The following is a 17,946-nucleotide window of genomic DNA, read 5'->3' on the forward strand; positions in this document are numbered from 1 at the left end:
GCCCGGTTCCTCGCCGTGAGGAGTCGGGCTTTCTATCGCTCCATGACGAGCAGGGTCGATGTCGCCGATGCGAACAGTCGGCCGCTCGCGTCCTTCAACGTCGCTTCGGCGAACGCGGCGCGACGTCCTATCGACAGCACGCGCCCTTCCGCGCGCAGCATCCCCGAATCGCGCGTGACCGCCTTGTGATATGCGACCTTCAGTTCGAGCGTCGTATAGGCTTGCGTCGCAGTCAGGCACGAATGCACCGCGCAGCCGCACGCGGAATCGAGCAGCGTCGCCGCATAGCCGCCGTGCACGGTGCCGATCGGGTTATACGCGTGATCGCCGGGCACGCCCGCGAACACTGCCCTGCCCGCTTCGACTTCGACGAACTCCAGATCCAGCGACACCATGATGCCCGGCCTGCGCTTGCAGGCGATCAGCTTGCGCAGTTGCGAAAGACCATCGAAGCCCGCGGCCGTTTCTTCGACCATGCTCATTTCGTCGTCTCCGTTTTTGCGCTCGCGGTCTCGATGACGCCGTCATCGCCGGTCACGCTCCATCCGCCGCCCAGCGAGCGATACAGCGCCACCGCCGCGAGTGCGTGTTCACGCTTCGATTGATTCAACGCGTCGGCGTCGCGCAAGTAGGATTGCTGCGCGTCGAGCACATCGAGAAAGCTGGCCGCGCCGCCCTTGTACAACTGCGTCGACAGCGTGAGCGACTGGCCGGACGCGGCGAGTGCATCGGTCAGACGCGCCGCCGATTCGGTCGTGCTGACGAGATCGCTGCGCGTGTCCTCGACGTCCTTCAGCGCTTCGAGCATCGTCTGATGCAGATGCAGTTCCGACTCGCGCATCCTGCTCTCGTTCTGCTCGATCTCCGCCGTGATGCGCCCCGCGTTGAAGATCGGGCTCGTCGCGTTGAGCGCCGCCGAAAAGAGGTTGTCGGTCAACGTCGGCAAGCCGAGATACGACGATGCGAGCAGGCCATCGGATAGACGCAGCGAGAACTTCGGATAGCGCTCCGCCCGCGCGACGCCCACTTCCGCCGCGCGCTGCTGCACCGTCGCGTACGCGACGAGCACGTCCGGGCGGCGCAGCAATGCGTCCGATGGCAACATCTGCGGCGCGCCGTTCGCCGGCACCGGAATCACCGGCGCGGGGCCAGCGTTCGCGAGCATCAGCTTGTCGACGGACTCAGGCGTGCGGCCCGAATACACCGCGATCAGGCTTAGCTGATGCTGAATCGTCGCCTGCGTGCGCGGGATGCGCGACAGCAGATCGCTCAACTGATTCTGCGCACGCGCGACATCAAGTTGCGTCGACAGACCGTATTGCAGACGGCGCTGCGTGAGCTTCAACGCGCGCTCGCGAATCGCCTGGTTGTCTTGCAGGATCTTCAGTTCGGCTTGCGCCCAGCGCAGATCGATATACGCGCCAGCCGTGTTCGCCGCGAGCGCGAGCCTGATCTGATCCGCCGCATGTTCACGACCGACGAGCTGCGCCTGCGACGCCAGCAGTTCCAGACGCTCGCCGCCGAATACATCGGGCGTCCAGCTCAGATTGAGGCCGATGCCCGCCTGCTTCACATAGCCGAGCGGCGGCGGCGTGTTCTGACGCGAGTACGACCCGCCCGCGCCGACATCGAGTTGCGGCAAGAGCGCGGCGCGGCGTTGCGTCGTGAGCGCCTGCGCCTGCTTCACGCGCTCGACGGCGGCCTGCACGTCGAGGTTGTCGTTCAGCACCGACGCGACCAGTTCATGCATCACCGGATCGTTGAACTGATTCCACCACGCGGTGGGATCGGCGGCCTGTTTCGGCGCATCGACGCTCCAGTCCGCGGGCGCCGTTGCGTTCACCTTCGTGGGCAGATCGGCGTGTGTGGCGGGCTGCACCGCGCACGCGGCGAGCGTCAGACACGACAGTATTTCGACAAGCAGTTTCTTCATGATCGAAGCATCCAGATAAGGCCCGGTTCAATGCGCATCGGACGAAGGCGGCGCGCTCGTGATCGGTTTCGCAAACATCACCGTCACGAGGCCGAACAGGAAACACAGTGCGAGCACGTAAAAGCAATCGGCGAAGGTGAGCACGAGCGCTTCGCGCATCACCAGCGCATGCAGCGATGCGAGTCCCGCTTGCGACGCATCGAGCGCATCGCCCGCGACGGACGCGAGATGCGCGGAGCTGCGCGATAGCAGATCGTCGATGACCGGACGGCCGATCGTCACGTTCTCGTTCAGGCGCAGGTAATGCAGGTTCAGGCGATCGTTGAGCATCGTCGCGCTGACCGCAATGCCGATCGCGCCGCCGAGATTGCGCATCAGATTGAACAGACCGCTCGCCGATTTGAGCCGCGACGGCGGCAGCGAACCGAGCGCCATCGTCACGATGGGCGGCACCGCGAATTGCTGGCCGATGCCGCGCAGTGCCTGCGGCAGAAGGAATTGCTGCCAGCCCCAGTCGTGCGTCAGCGGTGTATAGAAGTAACAGCCCGCGCCGAAGCAAAGGAGACCGAAGGCGAGCAGCACGCGCATGTCGATGAAGCGCGACGCGACGCCATAGAAGCCGATGGAAAGCAGCTGAAAGCAGCCGACGGATAGCAGCGCGAGACCCGTATGCAGCGAATCGAAACCGCGCACGCGAGCAAGGAACACGGGCGTCAGATACACCGACACGAAAATGCCGATGCCCGTCACGAACGACAGCAGACTGCCGATCGCGAAGTTGCGCACCGCGAGTGCGCGCAGGTCGACGACCGGGTCTTTCGCCGTGAACGCATGCACGAGAAAGAGAAAGCCGCAGGTCGCGGAGATCCATGCACACGCGATGATCGCGTCATCGCCGAACCAGTTCTTGCGCGGCCCTTCTTCGAGCACGTATTCCAGACAGCCGAGAAATCCCGACATCAGCGCGATGCCGAGATAGTCGCCCTTCTTCAGCAGCGAAACGTTCGGTTCGTCGATATGCACATACTTCGGCACGAGCACCGCGACGACGAGACCGGGCACCACGTTCAGATAGAACAGCCAGTGCCACGACCATTGATCGGTGATCCATCCGCCGATGACCGGGCCGACCGCGGGCGCGAGCGACGCCAGCGCGCCGATCGTCGTCGATGCGATAAGGCGCTGCTTGCCGGGAAAGAGCACGAAGGCCGTCGTGAACACCGTCGGAATCATCGCGGCGCCGAGCGCGCCTTGCAGGCCGCGAAATAGGATCATCGAATTGATGTCCCACGCCATGCCGCACAGCATGCTCGTGATCGTGAAGCCGACCGCCGACGCGACGAAGAGCCAGCGCGTCGACATTACTTTCGAGAGCCAGCCCGACATCGGAATGACGAGGATTTCCGCGATCAGATACGAGGTCTGCACCCAGGACAACTCGTCCTGGCTCGCGGACAAGCCGCCGCCGATATCCTTCAGCGACGACGCGACGATCTGGATATCGAGCGTCGCCATGAAGAAGCCGAGGCACATCAGCGCGAAAGCGAAGACGCGTTGTCTGATCGGCTGCGTCGACGGATCGGAGGGAATGGTGTGCGTCATGGCGCGCTCCTCAGCCGTTCGCCTGCTTGCGCAGATGAACCTTGACCGTCGCGGAAAGACCGGGACGCAGCACCGATTCCATGCCCTTCGGTACATCGAGGCGAATGCGCACGGGCACGCGCTGCACGATCTTCGTGAAGTTGCCTGTCGCGTTCTCGGCGGGCAGCACGCTGAAGGTCGCGCCGGTCGCGGGCGCGAGACTTTCGACGTGGCCCGTGAGCGGCACGCTCGACGCATCGAGCTCGACATCGGCTTCGTCGCCGGCGCGCATCTTCTTCAGCTGATCTTCCTTGAAGTTCGCATCGATCCAGAGTCCCGTCGACGGGATGATCGTCAAGAGCGACGTGCCGACGTTCGCAAGCACGCCCACGCGCGCCGTGCGATTGCCGACGTAGCCATCGACGGGCGAGCGGATCGTCGTGTATTCGACGTTCAGCTCCGCGACGCGACGCGCGGCTTCGGCGGTCGCGACGCGCGCCTGCGCATCCGCGATCTGCGCTTCGATCACGCTCAGCTGGCGTTTCGCCGCGACGAGCGACGCGCCGCTGCGATCCACCGCCGCCTGCGCTTTCGTGTAGTCCGCGTCCGCGCGTTCGACGATCTGGTTCGACACCGCGTCGTCCTTCACGAGTTCGCGATAACGCACGCGGTCCTGGCCGCTGCGCGTGAGTTCCGCCGACGACGCGCGCACTTCCGCCTGCTGCTGATTGATGACGGCGGCCTGCAACGCATCCTTCGCCTGCCACTCGGCCACCGCCGCGCGCGCGCTCGACACTTCCGCGTTCGCTTGCGCGAGACGCGCGTCATAGTCGCGCGCGTCGAGGCGGATCAACACTTGGCCCGCCTTCACGGGCTGGTTGTCCTGCACGAGCACATCGGTGACGAAGCCGTTGACCTTCGGCGCGAGCACGGTGACGTCGCCGCCGATATAAGCGTCGTCGGTGGTTTGCACGAAGCGCAGCACGAGCGCCCAGTACGTCGCCGCGGCGATCACCACGAGCCCGACCAGCCCGAGCGAGAGCAGCATCCAGGGAATCCGTCGCGCCGGCCTCGTGAGAGCCGGCGCCGCCACCGATGGCATTTCCGTCGTAGGAGTCGTCATTTGCGTTTAAAGTGCATATGCACATATAAAATTGGAAAAAGGGCGTCTTTCTCTGCCCGTCATAGCCCGGAAGACTAGTTGTGCATATACACCAAGTCAACCGTCACGACGCACACGAGAGAATAACGCTGACGGAAAGAATCGCGCTCGGCCTTGCGGAATAAGGCTTTGGCTCAATTTTGCTGCGTCGCGGCGAGCGCCGACTCGTCGAGCGTGGCACGCTCATCGGCACAAAAACGCACCGCGTGTTCGACGAACGCGCGCACTTTTGCCGGCAACAGCGCGCGCGAGCTGTAGGCGATACGGATCTCGATCGCCGCATCGACGCGCTCGTAAGCGTCGAGCAGCGTCACCAGCCGCCCTTCCGCGATTTCGCGTTCGACGAGCGCCGCCGGCAGCACGCCGATGCCGAAGCCTTGCAGCACCATGTCGCGATTGAACACCGCGCTGTTCGACGAGATATCGTGATTCACCGGCACGCGAACCTCCTCGCCGCCGATGCGAAACGTCAGCACCGGCTTGCGGATCGACGGCGACATCGGTACGAACTGATGATCGACGAGTTCGGATGGATGGCGCGGCGCGGGATGCTGCGCGAGATACGCGGGACTAGCGACCAGCACGAGCGGAATCGTTTCGAGCAGACGTGTGACGGCCGTATCGGTGGACAGCATGAACGGCAGCACGAGCGCGAGATCATAGCCTTCGCCGACGAGATCGACGGGCCGCTCGGTCAGCGTGATATCGAGCCCGACGTGCGGATGCGCGCGCCGGAAGCTCGCGACGAGCGGCGTGTAGCGGCTCGTCATCGCGGTCGTGTGCGCGACGAGCCGCAGGAGGCCCGTCGCTTCGCTCGCGCGATGCGACGCGCGCTCTTCCATCGCCTGAAGGTCGTCGAGCACGCGCGAGCAATCGGCAAAGAAGCGCTCGGCGGTTTCGGTGAGCGAGATTTGCCGCGTCGTGCGATTGAAGAGCCGGCTGCCGAGCCGCGTTTCGAGCCCCGCGATCGCGCGCGATACGACCGGCGGCGACAAGCCGAGTATGTCGGCCGCACGCGAGAAGCTCTTCGCTTCGACCACCGTGCAGAACACCTTCAGGCTCGTCAGATAGTCCATGTGCGTTTCATATCGCGCGATACGTGCGGGAAGTCCCGATGATGGCACGAAGCCGCCGCATTCGCACGATGAGACGATCGCGCGGTTTTACGAGCCGCGCGAGCATTCACGCGAAAGACGCACGCGCCTAAAGTTCAACCCATGCCAGCGAGATGGCTAACCACCGAACCAAGGAGCACACCATGTCACGTCTTTCCCAGATCAACGTCAACGAAGCCACGGGTGTCACTGCCGATCTTTTCGCGGCCCTCAAGAAGGCTGCGGGCAAGGTGCCGAACGCGTATGCGACCATCGGCACGCATAGCCCCGCCGCGCTCGGCGCCGCGCTCAACGGCGACGCGATCCTGGCGAAGAGCAGCCTCGACAAGGCCGACGTCGAAGCGATCAAGCTTGCCGTGAGCGAACTGGTGGGCTGTGATTACTGTGCCGCCGCGCATACGCTCGTAGGCAAGATGGTCGGGCTCTCGCAACAGGAAACGCAGCAGATCCGCGCGGGCGAAGCGACCGGCAATGCGAAGCGCGACGCGCTCGTGCGCTTCGTGCGGCACGTCACGAGCACGACCGGCACCGTCGACGCGGCGCGTCTGAATGAAGTGCGCGAAGCGGGCTACTCGGAAGCGCAGGTCATCGACACGCTGTTCGCGATGAGCGTCATCAACTTCACGAACCTCGTGAACCGCGTGAACGACACGACGATCGATTTTCCGAAGCTCGTTTAAGCCTTCGGACCTTTGACGATCCGGTCGATGACGGTGCTCACGATATCGACCGGCACCGGAAAGACGATCGTCGAGTTCTTGTCGCCGGCGATCGTCGTCAGCGTTTGCAGATAGCGCAACTGCATCGCCTGTGGTTGCTGCGAGAGCATCTGCGCCGCCTGCAGCAGCTTCTCGGACGCCTGCAGCTCCCCTTCGGCATGGATGATCTTCGCGCGCCGCTCGCGCTCCGCTTCGGCCTGGCGGGCGATCGCGCGGATCATCGTCTCGTTGATATCGACGTCCTTGATCTCCACGTTCGATACCTTGATGCCCCACGCATCGGTTTGCGAATCGAGCACGCGCTGGATGTCGCTGTTCAGGCGTTCGCGCTCGGAAAGCAGTTCGTCGAGTTCGTGCTTGCCGAGGATCGCGCGCAACGTGGTTTGCGAAAGCTGGCTCGTCGCTTCGAGAAAGCGCGCGACCTGAATCACGGCCCTCTCCGGATCGACGACGCGAAAATACACGACCGCATTCACCTTCACCGATACGTTGTCGCGCGTGATGACGTCCTGCGGCGGCACGTCGAACACGACGGTGCGCAAGTCCATGCGCACGACCTGCTGCACGATTGGAATGATGAGCACGAGCCCCGGCCCCTTCACTTTCCAGAAGCGCCCGAGCATGAACACAACGCCACGTTCGTACTCACGAAAGATGCGCACCGCCGACGCCACGATGAAGATGACGAGCGCGATCAGAATGCCGCTGAAACCAAAAGTAAGCCCCATTTTTCAAGCCTCGTTGTGGATGTGTTCAGGAGTCTCGCGCTTCGTCAATCGGCTCGACGGTCAGCGTCAGTCCGTGACGCGACAGCACGCGCACGCGCGCGCCTTCCTGCGGCAACGCCCGCGGCGCGGCCGCCTGCACGCGCCACCGCTCGCCCCGCACGCGCGCCCAGGCGCTGTCGCCGATGTTCTCGTGCGCCAACATCACGCCAATGCTGCCGAGCATCGCTTCGCTGCCGCTCACGACAGGACGCTTGCGCGCCTTCAACGCGACGCCCGACACGGTGAACACGAACAGCGCAGTGAAAAGCGCGAGCCCGATGACGACGCCGACAGGCACGCCGAAGCCCGGCACATCGGTATCGATCAGCATGAGCGCGCCGATCGCGAACGCGATGACTCCGCCGATGCCGAGCGAGCCGAACGTCGGCAGAAACATTTCCGCGACGAGAAAGCCCAGGCCCAGCACGATCAATCCCAGTCCGACGAAATTGATCGGCAGGAGTTGCAGCGCGAATAATCCGACGAGCAGGCAGATCGCGCCCGCGACGCCCGGCAGCACCATGCCGGGATTGGCGAATTCGAAGAAGAGGCCGTACATGCCGATCATCATCAGGATGAGCGCGACGCTCGGGTCCGTGATGGTCGCGAGAAAGCGGCTGCGCCAGTCGGGTTGCAGCACGACGAGCGGCGCGTTTTTTGTCGCGAGCACGTGCGCGCCGCTCGCCGTCGTAACGTGGCGGCCGTCGAGTTTGGCTAGGAGATCGGGCACGTCGGTGGCGGTCAGGTCGATGACTTTCTGCTCCAGCGCTTCCGTCGCCGACAGCGCGACCGCTTCGCGTACCGCGCGCTCGGCCCATTGCACGTTGCGTCCGCGCAGTTGCGCGAGGCCGCGGATATAAGCGGCGGCGTCCTGCATCTGCTTGCGGGTTTCGGTCGATTGTGCGTCGGAGCCCGACGCGGACTTGCCCTCGCGATCCGCACCGCCGCCGATCCCGAGTTGCACCGGCGATGCCGCGCCGATATTCGTGCCGGGCGCCATCGCCGCGATGTGGCTCGCGTAGGTGATGTAGGTGCCGGCGCTCGCGGCGCGCGCACCGCTCGGCGCGATGAACACGGCCACCGGCACCGGCGATGCGAGCATCGCCTGGATGATCGAGCGCATCGAGAGATCGAGTCCGCCGGGGGTGTCGAGTTCGAGCACGGCGAGCTGCGCGTGCTCGACGGCGGCGCGGGCGAGCGAGCGCACGACGAAATCCGCGCTCGCCGGGCCGATCGCGCCCTTCAGCGGAATCACGACGACGGGCGCCGTCGCGGCTGCGGTTGCGGCTGCGGCGGCGCTCATCGGCGTGAATGCGCAGGCCATCAGCAACAGCACGCATCGGGCGCAAAGCCACAGCCAGTCAGCGAGGTTCGTTCTCATCGGCGAAAACCGCCAGCGCGCACGCCGCGGTTCCTCGTGTTCGGTCTCTCTTTCAGCTTAGGCCAATTACGGGCTCACGGCCGCCGCGTCGTGCGGTCGATGACCTTTTCGACATCGGCCGTCTCGCCGAGCGATGACACGAAGCGCGCCTTGTCGAAATCGCGCGAGATGCAGCCGTCGAGATAGATGAAGCGGCGTTGCAGCGTCAGCCACAGGCTCGTTTTCTCGCGCCATTGCAGCGACGCGTTCAGCGAATTGAGCCGCCGCGTCACGCTTTGCGCGATTTCCTTGTCGTACTCGTAGCTGTTCGACAGCCGGCAGCGGCCCGCGATCCAGCAGCTATTGCCGCGCTCGATGCGGTAATGCGCTTCGTCGAGCCATTCCTGCGCGGTTTCGAACGGACCGCGCGGCGCGGGGCAATCGGCAATGGCGCTCGATACGTGCAGGAAAGGATCGTTGCCGCGGTTTTCGCGCGTATCGTCGGCGTGGGCCGCGAACGAGACCGCGATGACGATCACGGCGGTGGATCTTGTTATCGAAAGCCTTTCGGTCATCGCGCGCGCCTTTCGTCGAACATCGTCCAGACAGGATAGTTCATCGAACCGTAACGGTTCAGCGTGCGGGGAAGCCGGTAAACTCATGAAAGCGGCGCCCACTTTTCCCGGAACCGAGACCGAGACCGAGACCGAGACCGACATGAAACAGGCACTCCACCATCTGACGGTCGCGACAGGCTCGCGCGGCCTGCACGAAGTCACTCCCGAGATCGATCACTGGATCGATCTTCAAAATATCCGCACCGGCCTGCTCACGCTCTTTTGCCGGCATACGTCGGCATCGCTGCTGATTCAGGAGAACGCCGACCCCGATGTACGCGCCGATCTCGAGCGCTATTTCGAGTCGGTCGCGCCGGAAGCGCCCGGCCGTTACGTGCACGACACCGAAGGCCCCGACGACATGCCCGCGCACCTGCGCACCGCGCTGACGACCGTCCAGCTTTCGATTCCGGTTGAAGCCGGCCGGATGGTGCTCGGCACGTGGCAGGGCATTTACGTGTTCGAGCATCGGACGGCGTCACAGCAGCGCGAACTCGTCTTGCATCTGATCGGCGAGTGACCTAGTATACGCGCCGCGTATATTTCAGGAGCGGCGCCAGTGAGCCAGCAGACCATTCTTCGCGATGCCATGCGGCGTCTGAACATGACCCGCGATGTATTCGCGTCGCGCATCGGCGTGTCGCGGCGGGCGCTCGATACGTGGCTGCTGCCGGACGAATCGCCGGAATCGCGCGCGATGCCGGAAATCGCCGCGCGCTACGTCGGCGAGATTCTTTCGGGCATGCCGGAAAACGGCACGTATACGCAAAGCGCATATCCCGCAATCGATTTCGAAGGCCGGCCGCAACTGCTGTCGATCGACCAGTTTTCGCGCGAATCGGCCGAGGCGCTGTTCCGGACGGCCGACATGATGCAGCCCATCGCGCGGCGCAAGAAGATCACGCGCGTGCTCGAAGGCGCCGTGCTCGCCAATCTGTTCTTCGAAGCCAGCACTCGCACCCGCGTGAGTTTCGGCGCGGCTTTCGCGCGGCTCGGCGGATCGGTGTGCGACACGACCGGTTTCACCTTTTCGTCGATGGCCAAGGGCGAGTCGATCTACGACACGAGCCGCGTGATCAGCGGCTATGCCGACGCGATCGTCGTGCGGCATCCGGAGCAAGGCTCGGTCGCCGAATTCGCGCGCGCGACGAACATTCCCGTCATCAATGCCGGCGACGGCCCCGGCGAGCATCCAAGCCAGGCGCTGCTCGATCTATACACGATTCAGCGCGAGTTCTCGCGTCTCGGGAAGATCGTCGATGGCGCGCATATCGCGATGGTCGGCGATCTCAAATACGGCCGCACCGTGCATTCGCTCGCGAAGTTGCTCTCACAGTACAAGGGGCTCAAGTTCACGCTCGTGTCGCCGCGTTCGCTGGAGATGCCGGCGCATATCATCGAGCGGATCGCGCGCGGCGATCACGTGATCGAACAGACGAGCGACCTGCGCGCGGGTCTCGCCGGCGCGGACGTTGTGTACGCCACGCGCATTCAGAAAGAGCGTTTCGCCGATGAGTCGATCGAAGGTTACACGCCGGATTTCCAGATCAACCAGGCGCTCGTCGACGACGTGTGCGGCCGCGACACGCTCATCATGCATCCGTTGCCGCGCGACAGTCGCCCCGGCGCGAACGATCTTGCGACCGACCTGAACCACGATTCGCGTCTCGCGATCTTCCGCCAGACGGACAACGGCATCGCGGTGCGCATGGCGATTTTCGCGGTGCTGCTGGGCGTCGAGCATCAGGTTCGCCATTCGATGCGCGACGCAGCGTGGAAGTCGCCCGCCTCGATCGGCCCGGACGATGCCGTATTTCACGGCTTCGATTGATACGTTTTTTACACGTCGCGCTTATTTCTTGGCGTGACGTTGATGAAAGCCGGCCTATGCTTCTAGACAAGAAAAACAGATGGAGCAACGGTCATGGATATGTCGCTTGCATGGGCTGCCAGCCGCAGAAAATTACACGATGAAGGTTTCGGCGCATGCCAGCGCGTGCGCATTCTGGCGCTGGCGCGTTTCACCGACAGCGAGGCGTCAAGGGAACGCATACGCGCGCTGTTTCATTCGCCGCTCGGCATTTATGTGAGTCAGGCGCAGCGCGAGGGATGCGAACTGCGACTCGAGTTCGATACGGCCAGCGAGGACCTTGCATTTACCCTGCGGACGTTGAAGCGCGTGCTGCCCGAAGCGCGCGTGGAAGGAATCGCGCCGCGCGTATTTGCACATAGGGTCATCACACGCGACGCGGGCTGACAGTTCATGCTGCGGGAGGTTTAAGTTTCTCTAGCCGCTCTCGCTCATAGACTTCGAAGGGTTTCATCCGTTTGAAGTCTTCCTCGGTAAGCTCGTAGGTGTCGGGATCCAGCGCAATTCCGCGGTTGATTTCTTCATCCTCCTCGTCAGTGGGAAGAATGAGCCCGTTAAACGTTTGACGATTCATATTTACGCATCTCTCTTTTGTTTGCGCGGCGCAGGCTGATGATGCGCCTCGCACTGTTTCTCCACGTGAACACCACGCAGAACATGCGTCCACGAATTGGCATTACGCCGACTTCGCGAACCTCTCCATAATCGCGACGATCGTCCACTTCCAACACGACCTCTTGCCAAACGATCTCACTCGCAAGATCAAGCGAAACGCCATGCTGAAGACGATTGATCGCGTCCTTCAACGGGTCAAACGTGATGTCGAAGTGCATTCATTGTGGTTCCCAGAAGATGAAGTGACAAGGCGCGAAATTCCGAAATGCGATCTCATTAATCCGCATTCCGAATCAATTGCGTCACTTCATTCTTCTGCAACCGTCACGGCTTTTCTATAGACCGATCGGCCAGCGAGCACGTGTGATCCTGAAGCTCTTCCGACGATGCCCAGTTGCCCGGCTGCACATGATCGTTGAGGAGAAAGAACGCCGGCGCCCCGTCGCTGCGTGTAGCGCCTGCGAGAAACAGAGTCTGTTCACCCATCGTCTGACCGCGGCTCGCGGCGTAGGGCGCAACCAGCTTGAAGGGGTCGGTATGCGCGAGATCGGCGTCGTCGATACGCATTGCGCTGTAAACGTGACCGCGCAGACGCACCGGCAGCGGCGCCCAGGTCGTGCCGATCGTTGGCCCCACTTCGCGAAGCGTCTGCGCGACATCGTGCGCGAGGCAATCGATATGAATATGCAGTTGATTCTGCGTGCGCCCGCTCGCCGAATTTATGGCGAGCGACGTCTCATCGCGCGGCAGCGTCCGATGCAGCGCACGGTTCACGTAGCCTCGCGCGTTCCATGCGTCGCGGAAGTAGTTCGGCGCGTTCGGATCGAGCAATTCAGGGCTTTCGATGCCGCTCACGCGCGTGGTCGGAATCAGCAGATACTGCGCGATGCCGACGATATCCTTCAGCACCGCATAGCCGCCCGCCAGATTCACGTCGGCGCACTTCTGCTGAACGTGCGCGCCCTCGGCGGCGGGCTCGCAGTAGTCGTGGACGATCTCCCACAGCGCATTCGGGTTGGCCGCACACGCGAGCGGCAGAAAAAGCGCGCCAAGCGCGGCGAGGAAGCGGCGTTTCTTCGTGGTTTTGATTTTCATCGGCATGATCCGGCGGCGCAAAAGTCAACAGCCTGCCGGATTATGCTTGCAAGCGCGTGAAAGCGCTCCGAAACGCGGCCAAGCCCGCGGCTGACTGCGCGCGAGGCTTGGCCGTCGGACGCGAATCAGGCCGATTCGGCGCGATTCACCGGATGCGGTTCCTTCAGCTTGTTCGCGACGCGCGCCGCCTCGAAGTAGGACGCGTTCGGCGGGCGCTTCAGATACTGCCCCGCGCCACGTTCCGCGCGCAGATCGCCGTTCGCCCATGCGAGCGCGCCGCGCGTGAGCGTGTGCGTCGCGACGCCCTGCACCGTCATGCCCTCGAAGACATTGAAGTCCACTTTCTGATGATGCGTCTTCACGGAAATCGTGCGCGTCGCAGCCGGGTCCCACACGACGAGGTCCGCATCCGCGCCCACCTGCACCGCGCCCTTTCGCGGATAAAGATTGAAGATCTGCGCGGCATTCGTCGACGTCACGCGCACGAACTCGTTCGGCGTGAGACGGCCCATGTTCACGCCGTGATGCCACAGCACCGACATACGATCTTCCACGCCGCCGCAGCCGTTCGGGATTCGGGTGAAGTCTTCGCGGCCCATCGCTTTTTGCGATGCGCAGAACACGCAATGATCGGTCGCCGTCGTATGGAGTTGCCCTGACTGCAGGCCGCGCCACAACGCCTCGCGATGTTCGCTCGTGCGAAACGGCGGGCTCATCACGTGCGCGGCGGCGCGTGTCCAGTCGGGATCGCGATACACCGATTCATCGATCACGAGATGGCCCGGCAGCACTTCGCCGAACACGCGCAGACCGTCGTTGCGCGCCTTCGCGATGACATCGACGGCATCTTTCGCCGACACGTGCACGATGTAGATCGGCACACCGAGCACCTGCGCGATGCGGATCGCGCGATTGGCCGCCTCCCCTTCCACTTCAGGCGGACGCGAGAGCGGATGCGCCTCCGGTCCCGTGAAGCCTTTTGCGAGCAGTTGCTTCTGCAACTGGAAGACGAGCTCGCCATTTTCCGCGTGCACGGTCGGCAGCGCGCCGAGTTCGAGCGAGCGCGTGAAGCTGTTCACGAGCACTTCGTCGTCGGCCATGATGGCGTTTTTGTAGGCCATGAAGTGCTTGAAGCTCGACACCCCGTGTTCGTGGACGAGCAGGCCCATGTCGCGATGCACGGACTCGTCCCACCACGTCACTGCGACGTGAAAGCCGTAATCGGACGAAGCCTTTTCCGCCCAGCCGCGCCACTCTTTGAATGCGTCCATCAAGGGCTGCTTCGGGCTCGGGATCACGAAGTCGATGATGCTCGTCGTGCCGCCTGAGAGGCCCGCTGCGGTGCCGGTGTAGAAGTCGTCGCTGGCGGTGGTGCCCATGAAGGGCAGTTCCATGTGAGTGTGCGGATCGATGCCGCCAGGCATGATGTACTGGCCGCCGGCGTCGATGGTTTTTGTATCCGATGGCGTTTCGATGTTGGTGCCGATGGCAAGGATGGTGCCGCCGGCTTGTGGGTCGGCGCAGAGCACGTCGGCGCGGTAGGTGCGGTCAGCGTCGATGATCGTGCCGCCGCGGAGTAAGGTTGGCATGTTGGGGTTCCTCACGGGGGGTTGTGGTTTGGCTTGTTTGTTTGCTTGCTTGCTGCGCTTCTGTGGAATCCTGATTTCACGTCGGTCTATTGGCACTGCCCCTCCCCGGGGCGGGGGTAACTTTCTTTGCTGCTGCAAAGAAAGTCACCAAAGAAAGCAGCTATCCCCATCCAAAGTGCCTCACGCCGGCCGCGGCACAGGCGATTGACCTAATGGCCCCCAAAGTAGCGAGTGCCCTCGTAGGCCTCACCGGGCTTGGATCGCGCACGGTCTGTCTCGTCGCACCGCATAACACACTGGTTCAGCACCAGATAGCTCCAGCCCGCTTCGCGGCCGTCCGGTACATCGGGTTTGCTCGCCTCTATCTCACTGCATTCGTTCCTCGTTGGTTTCCCTTGCAGACCCGGCGGCAGCGCGTAGGCGCTGTGCCGAAGCTATTTCGTGCTGAACCAGCGCCCTTGAAGTTATGGCTCGTCAGACCGTGCGCGATCCACGCCCGGCACAACAATGGGAACACTCGCTACTCCGGGTTCCATTCAGCCAATCGCCTGTGCCGCGGCCGGTGTGAAGTGCTTAGGCTGGGGATAGCTGCTTTCTTTGGTGACTTTCTTTGCAGCAGCAAAGAAAGTTACCCCGCCCCGGGGAGGGGCAATGCTAATAAACCGACACGAAAACAGGATTCCCCGAAACCAAAACCCAAACCCAATCCGAAACCCACTTCAAGCACTCAAAACCCCCGCCCGAGGGCTACCACGTAATTTCATCCAAGACCCATAAACGACGGCGGCCAACACGAGGCCAACAAACCACGCATAGGTGTAAAGCGTGTTAAAGAACCCCAACACACCAGGAAAAGAAGAAGGAAACGCCGTATGCAAAAACCCCGGCAAATTCGGCACTACGCCGATCAACAACGCAACGACAGCCGCAACATTCCACCCACCGCTATACGAATACTCGCCGTCTTCGGCAAAAAGCTCCCGATGATCCAGCCGCGTCCCGCGAATAAAAAAGTAATCCACCATCATGATCCCCGCGACCGGCCCGAGCAGGGCCGAATACCCGACGAGCCACGTAAAGATATACCCCTGCGTGGTCGCGAGAATCTTCCACGGCATCATGACGATGGCGATCGTCGCGGTAATCATGCCGCCCGCGCGATACGAAATGCCCTTCGGCCAAAGGCTCGAGAAATCATAAGCAGGCCCAACGAGATTGGCAGCGAGATTGCAGCACATCGTATCGAGCGTGAGAATCAAAAGCGCGACGCCAACACCGATACCCGTCATACGGCTAGTGAGATCGATCGGGTCCCAGATCGCCTTGCCATAGATAACGACAGTCGCCGACGTCACGACGACCGAAATCACGGAAAGCAAGGCCATCGGCACCGGCAGGCCTATCGACTGCCCGATCATCTGGTCACGCTGCGAACGGGCGAAGCGCGTGAAGTCGGGAATGTTGAGCGCGAGCGTCGCCCAGAAGCCGACCATCGCGGTTAGACCGGGCCAGAACGTCGCCCAGAACAGCCCTTCCTTCTTGCCGCCCGCAACAAATTGCGACGGCGCCGAAAGCATCGAGCCGATGCCGCCCGCCTTCGTCGTCGCCCACCAGACGAGCGCGACGCACATCACGACCTTGATCGGCGCGGACCAGCTTTCGAGCCAGCGGATCGAATCCGTGCCGTGCCAGATGAAGTAGAGCTGCAACGCCCAGAACACGAGAAAACACGCGAGTTGCCCTATTGAAATATCGAGCAGTGGCAGCGCCGCGCCATGCAACGCATTGCCGGTGAGGATATTCAGGAGCGTATAGATCGCGCTGCCGCCAAGCCACGTCTGAATGCCGTACCAGCCGCATGCGACGATCGCACGCAACAACGCCGGCAGCTTCGCGCCCTGCGTGCCGAACGACGAACGCACGAGCACCGCATACGGAATGCCGTGCTTCGCGCCCGCATGACCGATGAGCAGCATCGGCACGAGCACGATCACGTTGCCGAGCAGCACCGTCATCACCGCCTGCCACGGCGACATGCCCTGGTCGGTGAGTCCCGCGGCCAGCATGTACGACGCGATGTTCATCACCATGCCGACCCAGAGCGCCGCGAAGTGATACCACTTCCACGTGCGTTGCGCCGGGCCGGTCGGCGCGAGGTCATCGTTATAGAGACTGCTGGACTCGACATCGTGCGCTGTCTGCTTCATGGATGGCACTCCGGTTGGCTACGCACTCATGCCGCTTTCGCGGGCTCTTGCGCATCGACGCGCGCGGGATTGTTCGGATGCGTGGTCCAGTTCGCGTACTCGCCCGCATCGACGCGTTCCATCGTGATGCACTGCTCGACCGGGCACACATGCATGCACAGATTGCAGCCGACACATTCCGCATCGACCACTTCGAAATGACGCTTGCCATCCTTCTCCTTCAGGATCGCCTGATGCGACGTGTCCTCGCACGCGATATGACACAGCCCGCACTTGATGCACTTGTCCTGATCGATGCGCGCCTTGATGTCGTACTTGAGATTGAGGTACTTCCAGTCCGTGACGTTCGGCACAGCGCGGCCGCGGATATCGTCGAGCGTCGCGTAGCCCTTTTCGTCCATCCAGTTCGAGAGGCCATCGGCGAGATCGGACACGATGCGAAAGCCGTAGTGCATCGCCGCCGTGCACACCTGCACGCTGCCCGCGCCGAGCACCATGAACTCGGCGGCGTCGCGCCATGAAGAGATGCCACCGATGCCCGAGATCGGCAGGTTCGGCGTCTCGGGATCGCGCGCGATCTCGGCGACCATGTTGAGCGCGATCGGCTTCACCGCCGGGCCGCAATAGCCGCCGTGCGTGCCTTTGCCATCGACGCTCGGCATCGGCGCCATCTGGTCGAGATCTACCGCGACGATCGAATTGATCGTGTTGATGAGCGACACGCCGTCCGCGCCGCCGTTGAACGCGGCGCGCGAGCCCATGCGGATATCGCTGATATTGGGCGTCAGCTTCACGAGGCACGGTAGCTTCGTGCCTTCCTTCACCCAGCGCGTGACCATCTCGACATATTCCGGCACCTGTCCAACGGCCGCGCCCATGCCACGCTCGCTCATGCCATGCGGACAGCCGAAATTCAGTTCGACGGCATCCGCGCCAGTGTCTTCCACTTGCGTGAGAATCCATTTCCAGTCTTTTTCGTTGCACGGGACCATCAACGAAACGATCAGCGCGCGGTCCGGCCAGTCGCGCTTCACCTGTTCGATTTCGCGCAGGTTCACGTCGAGCGGACGATCCGTAATCAACTCGATGTTGTTCAGCCCCGCGATGCGCTGTCCGTTCCATTGCACCGCGCCATAGCGCGAGCTCACGTTGACGACGTGCGGATCGAGCCCGAGCGTCTTCCACACGACGCCGCCCCAGCCCGCCTCGAACGCGCGGTTGACGTTGTACGCCTTGTCGGTCGGCGGCGCGGACGCGAGCCAGAAAGGGTTCGGCGATGTAATGCCGGCGATATTGCAAGTCAGATCGGCCATGTC

The 17,946-nt window shown here is 62.9% G+C and carries 18 protein-coding genes; 4 read left to right on the plus strand and 14 right to left on the minus strand.

Annotated elements, in window-relative coordinates:
* Positions 1-32: 32 nt before the first annotated feature.
* The 5 genes from AWB74_RS01425 to AWB74_RS01445 form a co-directional block, all read right to left on the minus strand.
* On the minus strand, positions 33-482 hold the full coding sequence (locus AWB74_RS01425) for a PaaI family thioesterase (protein ID WP_061144969.1): 450 nt from the start codon (positions 480-482) through the stop codon (positions 33-35).
* A complete protein-coding gene (locus AWB74_RS01430; RefSeq protein ID WP_061144970.1) occupies positions 479-1,933 on the minus strand; it encodes an efflux transporter outer membrane subunit in 1,455 nt (484 codons plus the stop codon). Before AWB74_RS01430 ends, AWB74_RS01425 begins: the two co-directional genes overlap by 4 nt.
* A gap of 27 nt (positions 1,934-1,960) precedes the next feature.
* Complete coding sequence (locus tag AWB74_RS01435; RefSeq protein WP_061144971.1) at positions 1,961-3,535, minus strand: DHA2 family efflux MFS transporter permease subunit; 1,575 nt, start codon at positions 3,533-3,535, stop codon at positions 1,961-1,963.
* 10 nt (positions 3,536-3,545) lie between these two features.
* Positions 3,546-4,637, minus strand: a complete 1,092-nt coding sequence (locus tag AWB74_RS01440; RefSeq protein ID WP_061144972.1) for an HlyD family secretion protein — start codon at positions 4,635-4,637, stop codon at positions 3,546-3,548.
* A 173-nt stretch (positions 4,638-4,810) separates the two neighbouring features.
* On the minus strand, positions 4,811-5,752 hold the full coding sequence (locus AWB74_RS01445) for a LysR family transcriptional regulator (protein WP_061144973.1): 942 nt from the start codon (positions 5,750-5,752) through the stop codon (positions 4,811-4,813).
* A 182-nt stretch (positions 5,753-5,934) separates the two neighbouring features.
* Here AWB74_RS01445 and AWB74_RS01450 point away from each other — a divergent pair, with 182 nt between their 5' ends.
* Complete coding sequence (locus AWB74_RS01450) at positions 5,935-6,471, plus strand: carboxymuconolactone decarboxylase family protein (protein WP_061144974.1); 537 nt, start codon at positions 5,935-5,937, stop codon at positions 6,469-6,471.
* Here the strand turns inward: AWB74_RS01450 and AWB74_RS01455 are convergent.
* The 3 genes from AWB74_RS01455 to AWB74_RS01465 all read right to left on the minus strand — a co-directional run bounded on the left by AWB74_RS01455 (position 6,468) and on the right by AWB74_RS01465 (position 9,212).
* Entirely contained in the window at positions 6,468-7,238 is a 771-nt protein-coding gene (locus AWB74_RS01455; protein ID WP_061144975.1) for a slipin family protein, read from the minus strand. The genes AWB74_RS01450 and AWB74_RS01455 overlap by 4 nt on opposite strands.
* Positions 7,239-7,263: 25 nt before the next feature.
* Positions 7,264-8,658 (minus strand): NfeD family protein, encoded by a 1,395-nt coding sequence (locus tag AWB74_RS01460; RefSeq protein ID WP_061144976.1) that lies wholly within the window; start codon positions 8,656-8,658, stop codon positions 7,264-7,266.
* Between the two features lie 74 nt (positions 8,659-8,732).
* Positions 8,733-9,212 (minus strand): hypothetical protein, encoded by a 480-nt coding sequence (locus AWB74_RS01465; RefSeq protein ID WP_061144977.1) that lies wholly within the window; start codon positions 9,210-9,212, stop codon positions 8,733-8,735.
* A 142-nt stretch (positions 9,213-9,354) separates the two neighbouring features.
* Here AWB74_RS01465 and AWB74_RS01470 point away from each other — a divergent pair, with 142 nt between their 5' ends.
* The 3 genes from AWB74_RS01470 to AWB74_RS01480 all read left to right on the plus strand — a co-directional run bounded on the left by AWB74_RS01470 (position 9,355) and on the right by AWB74_RS01480 (position 11,511).
* The gene (locus AWB74_RS01470; RefSeq protein WP_061145257.1) at positions 9,355-9,774 is read left to right on the plus strand and encodes a secondary thiamine-phosphate synthase enzyme YjbQ; all 420 of its coding nucleotides are present in this window, start codon (positions 9,355-9,357) and stop codon (positions 9,772-9,774) included.
* 69 nt (positions 9,775-9,843) lie between these two features.
* Complete coding sequence (locus tag AWB74_RS01475; protein WP_061145258.1) at positions 9,844-11,085, plus strand: aspartate carbamoyltransferase; 1,242 nt, start codon at positions 9,844-9,846, stop codon at positions 11,083-11,085.
* A gap of 93 nt (positions 11,086-11,178) precedes the next feature.
* Complete coding sequence (locus tag AWB74_RS01480) at positions 11,179-11,511, plus strand: hypothetical protein (protein ID WP_061144978.1); 333 nt, start codon at positions 11,179-11,181, stop codon at positions 11,509-11,511.
* Between the two features lie 4 nt (positions 11,512-11,515).
* Here AWB74_RS01480 and AWB74_RS45485 read toward each other — a convergent pair whose 3' ends face one another.
* The 6 genes from AWB74_RS45485 to preA form a co-directional block, all read right to left on the minus strand.
* Positions 11,516-11,698 (minus strand): hypothetical protein, encoded by a 183-nt coding sequence (locus tag AWB74_RS45485; RefSeq protein ID WP_143749132.1) that lies wholly within the window; start codon positions 11,696-11,698, stop codon positions 11,516-11,518.
* On the minus strand, positions 11,679-11,957 hold the full coding sequence (locus AWB74_RS01485; RefSeq protein ID WP_061144979.1) for a BrnT family toxin: 279 nt from the start codon (positions 11,955-11,957) through the stop codon (positions 11,679-11,681). The genes AWB74_RS45485 and AWB74_RS01485 overlap by 20 nt, the downstream gene beginning before the upstream one ends.
* A 106-nt stretch (positions 11,958-12,063) precedes the next feature.
* Positions 12,064-12,834 (minus strand): CDP-diacylglycerol diphosphatase, encoded by a 771-nt coding sequence (locus AWB74_RS01490; protein WP_061145259.1) that lies wholly within the window; start codon positions 12,832-12,834, stop codon positions 12,064-12,066.
* Positions 12,835-12,959: 125 nt separating this feature from the next.
* On the minus strand, positions 12,960-14,423 hold the full coding sequence (gene hydA, locus AWB74_RS01495; RefSeq protein WP_061144980.1) for a dihydropyrimidinase: 1,464 nt from the start codon (positions 14,421-14,423) through the stop codon (positions 12,960-12,962).
* 719 nt (positions 14,424-15,142) lie between these two features.
* The gene (locus AWB74_RS01500; RefSeq protein ID WP_061144981.1) at positions 15,143-16,630 is read right to left on the minus strand and encodes an NCS1 family nucleobase:cation symporter-1; all 1,488 of its coding nucleotides are present in this window, start codon (positions 16,628-16,630) and stop codon (positions 15,143-15,145) included.
* Positions 16,631-16,656: 26 nt separating this feature from the next.
* A complete protein-coding gene (gene preA, locus AWB74_RS01505) occupies positions 16,657-17,943 on the minus strand; it encodes an NAD-dependent dihydropyrimidine dehydrogenase subunit PreA (protein WP_061144982.1) in 1,287 nt (428 codons plus the stop codon).
* Positions 17,944-17,946: the final 3 nt, after the last annotated feature.

This window comes from Caballeronia arvi, assembly GCF_001544695.2.
GTDB lineage: Bacteria > Pseudomonadota > Gammaproteobacteria > Burkholderiales > Burkholderiaceae > Caballeronia > Caballeronia arvi.

What these genes read in the sequence shown, in the direction of transcription:
- AWB74_RS01425 (WP_061144969.1), bottom strand. Translation starts at nt 482, where the DNA reads ATGAGCATGGTCGAAGAAACGGCCGCGGGCTTCGATGGTCTTTCGCAA.
- AWB74_RS01430 (WP_061144970.1), bottom strand. Translation starts at nt 1,933, where the DNA reads ATGAAGAAACTGCTTGTCGAAATACTGTCGTGTCTGACGCTCGCCGCG.
- AWB74_RS01435 (WP_061144971.1), bottom strand. Translation starts at nt 3,535, where the DNA reads ATGACGCACACCATTCCCTCCGATCCGTCGACGCAGCCGATCAGACAA.
- AWB74_RS01440 (WP_061144972.1), bottom strand. Translation starts at nt 4,637, where the DNA reads ATGACGACTCCTACGACGGAAATGCCATCGGTGGCGGCGCCGGCTCTC.
- AWB74_RS01445 (WP_061144973.1), bottom strand. Translation starts at nt 5,752, where the DNA reads ATGGACTATCTGACGAGCCTGAAGGTGTTCTGCACGGTGGTCGAAGCG.
- AWB74_RS01450 (WP_061144974.1), top strand. Translation starts at nt 5,935, where the DNA reads ATGTCACGTCTTTCCCAGATCAACGTCAACGAAGCCACGGGTGTCACT.
- AWB74_RS01455 (WP_061144975.1), bottom strand. Translation starts at nt 7,238, where the DNA reads ATGGGGCTTACTTTTGGTTTCAGCGGCATTCTGATCGCGCTCGTCATC.
- AWB74_RS01460 (WP_061144976.1), bottom strand. Translation starts at nt 8,658, where the DNA reads ATGAGAACGAACCTCGCTGACTGGCTGTGGCTTTGCGCCCGATGCGTG.
- AWB74_RS01465 (WP_061144977.1), bottom strand. Translation starts at nt 9,212, where the DNA reads ATGACCGAAAGGCTTTCGATAACAAGATCCACCGCCGTGATCGTCATC.
- AWB74_RS01470 (WP_061145257.1), top strand. Translation starts at nt 9,355, where the DNA reads ATGAAACAGGCACTCCACCATCTGACGGTCGCGACAGGCTCGCGCGGC.
- AWB74_RS01475 (WP_061145258.1), top strand. Translation starts at nt 9,844, where the DNA reads ATGCGGCGTCTGAACATGACCCGCGATGTATTCGCGTCGCGCATCGGC.
- AWB74_RS01480 (WP_061144978.1), top strand. Translation starts at nt 11,179, where the DNA reads ATGGATATGTCGCTTGCATGGGCTGCCAGCCGCAGAAAATTACACGAT.
- AWB74_RS45485 (WP_143749132.1), bottom strand. Translation starts at nt 11,698, where the DNA reads ATGAATCGTCAAACGTTTAACGGGCTCATTCTTCCCACTGACGAGGAG.
- AWB74_RS01485 (WP_061144979.1), bottom strand. Translation starts at nt 11,957, where the DNA reads ATGCACTTCGACATCACGTTTGACCCGTTGAAGGACGCGATCAATCGT.
- AWB74_RS01490 (WP_061145259.1), bottom strand. Translation starts at nt 12,834, where the DNA reads ATGAAAATCAAAACCACGAAGAAACGCCGCTTCCTCGCCGCGCTTGGC.
- hydA (WP_061144980.1), bottom strand. Translation starts at nt 14,423, where the DNA reads ATGCCAACCTTACTCCGCGGCGGCACGATCATCGACGCTGACCGCACC.
- AWB74_RS01500 (WP_061144981.1), bottom strand. Translation starts at nt 16,630, where the DNA reads ATGAAGCAGACAGCGCACGATGTCGAGTCCAGCAGTCTCTATAACGAT.
- preA (WP_061144982.1), bottom strand. Translation starts at nt 17,943, where the DNA reads ATGGCCGATCTGACTTGCAATATCGCCGGCATTACATCGCCGAACCCT.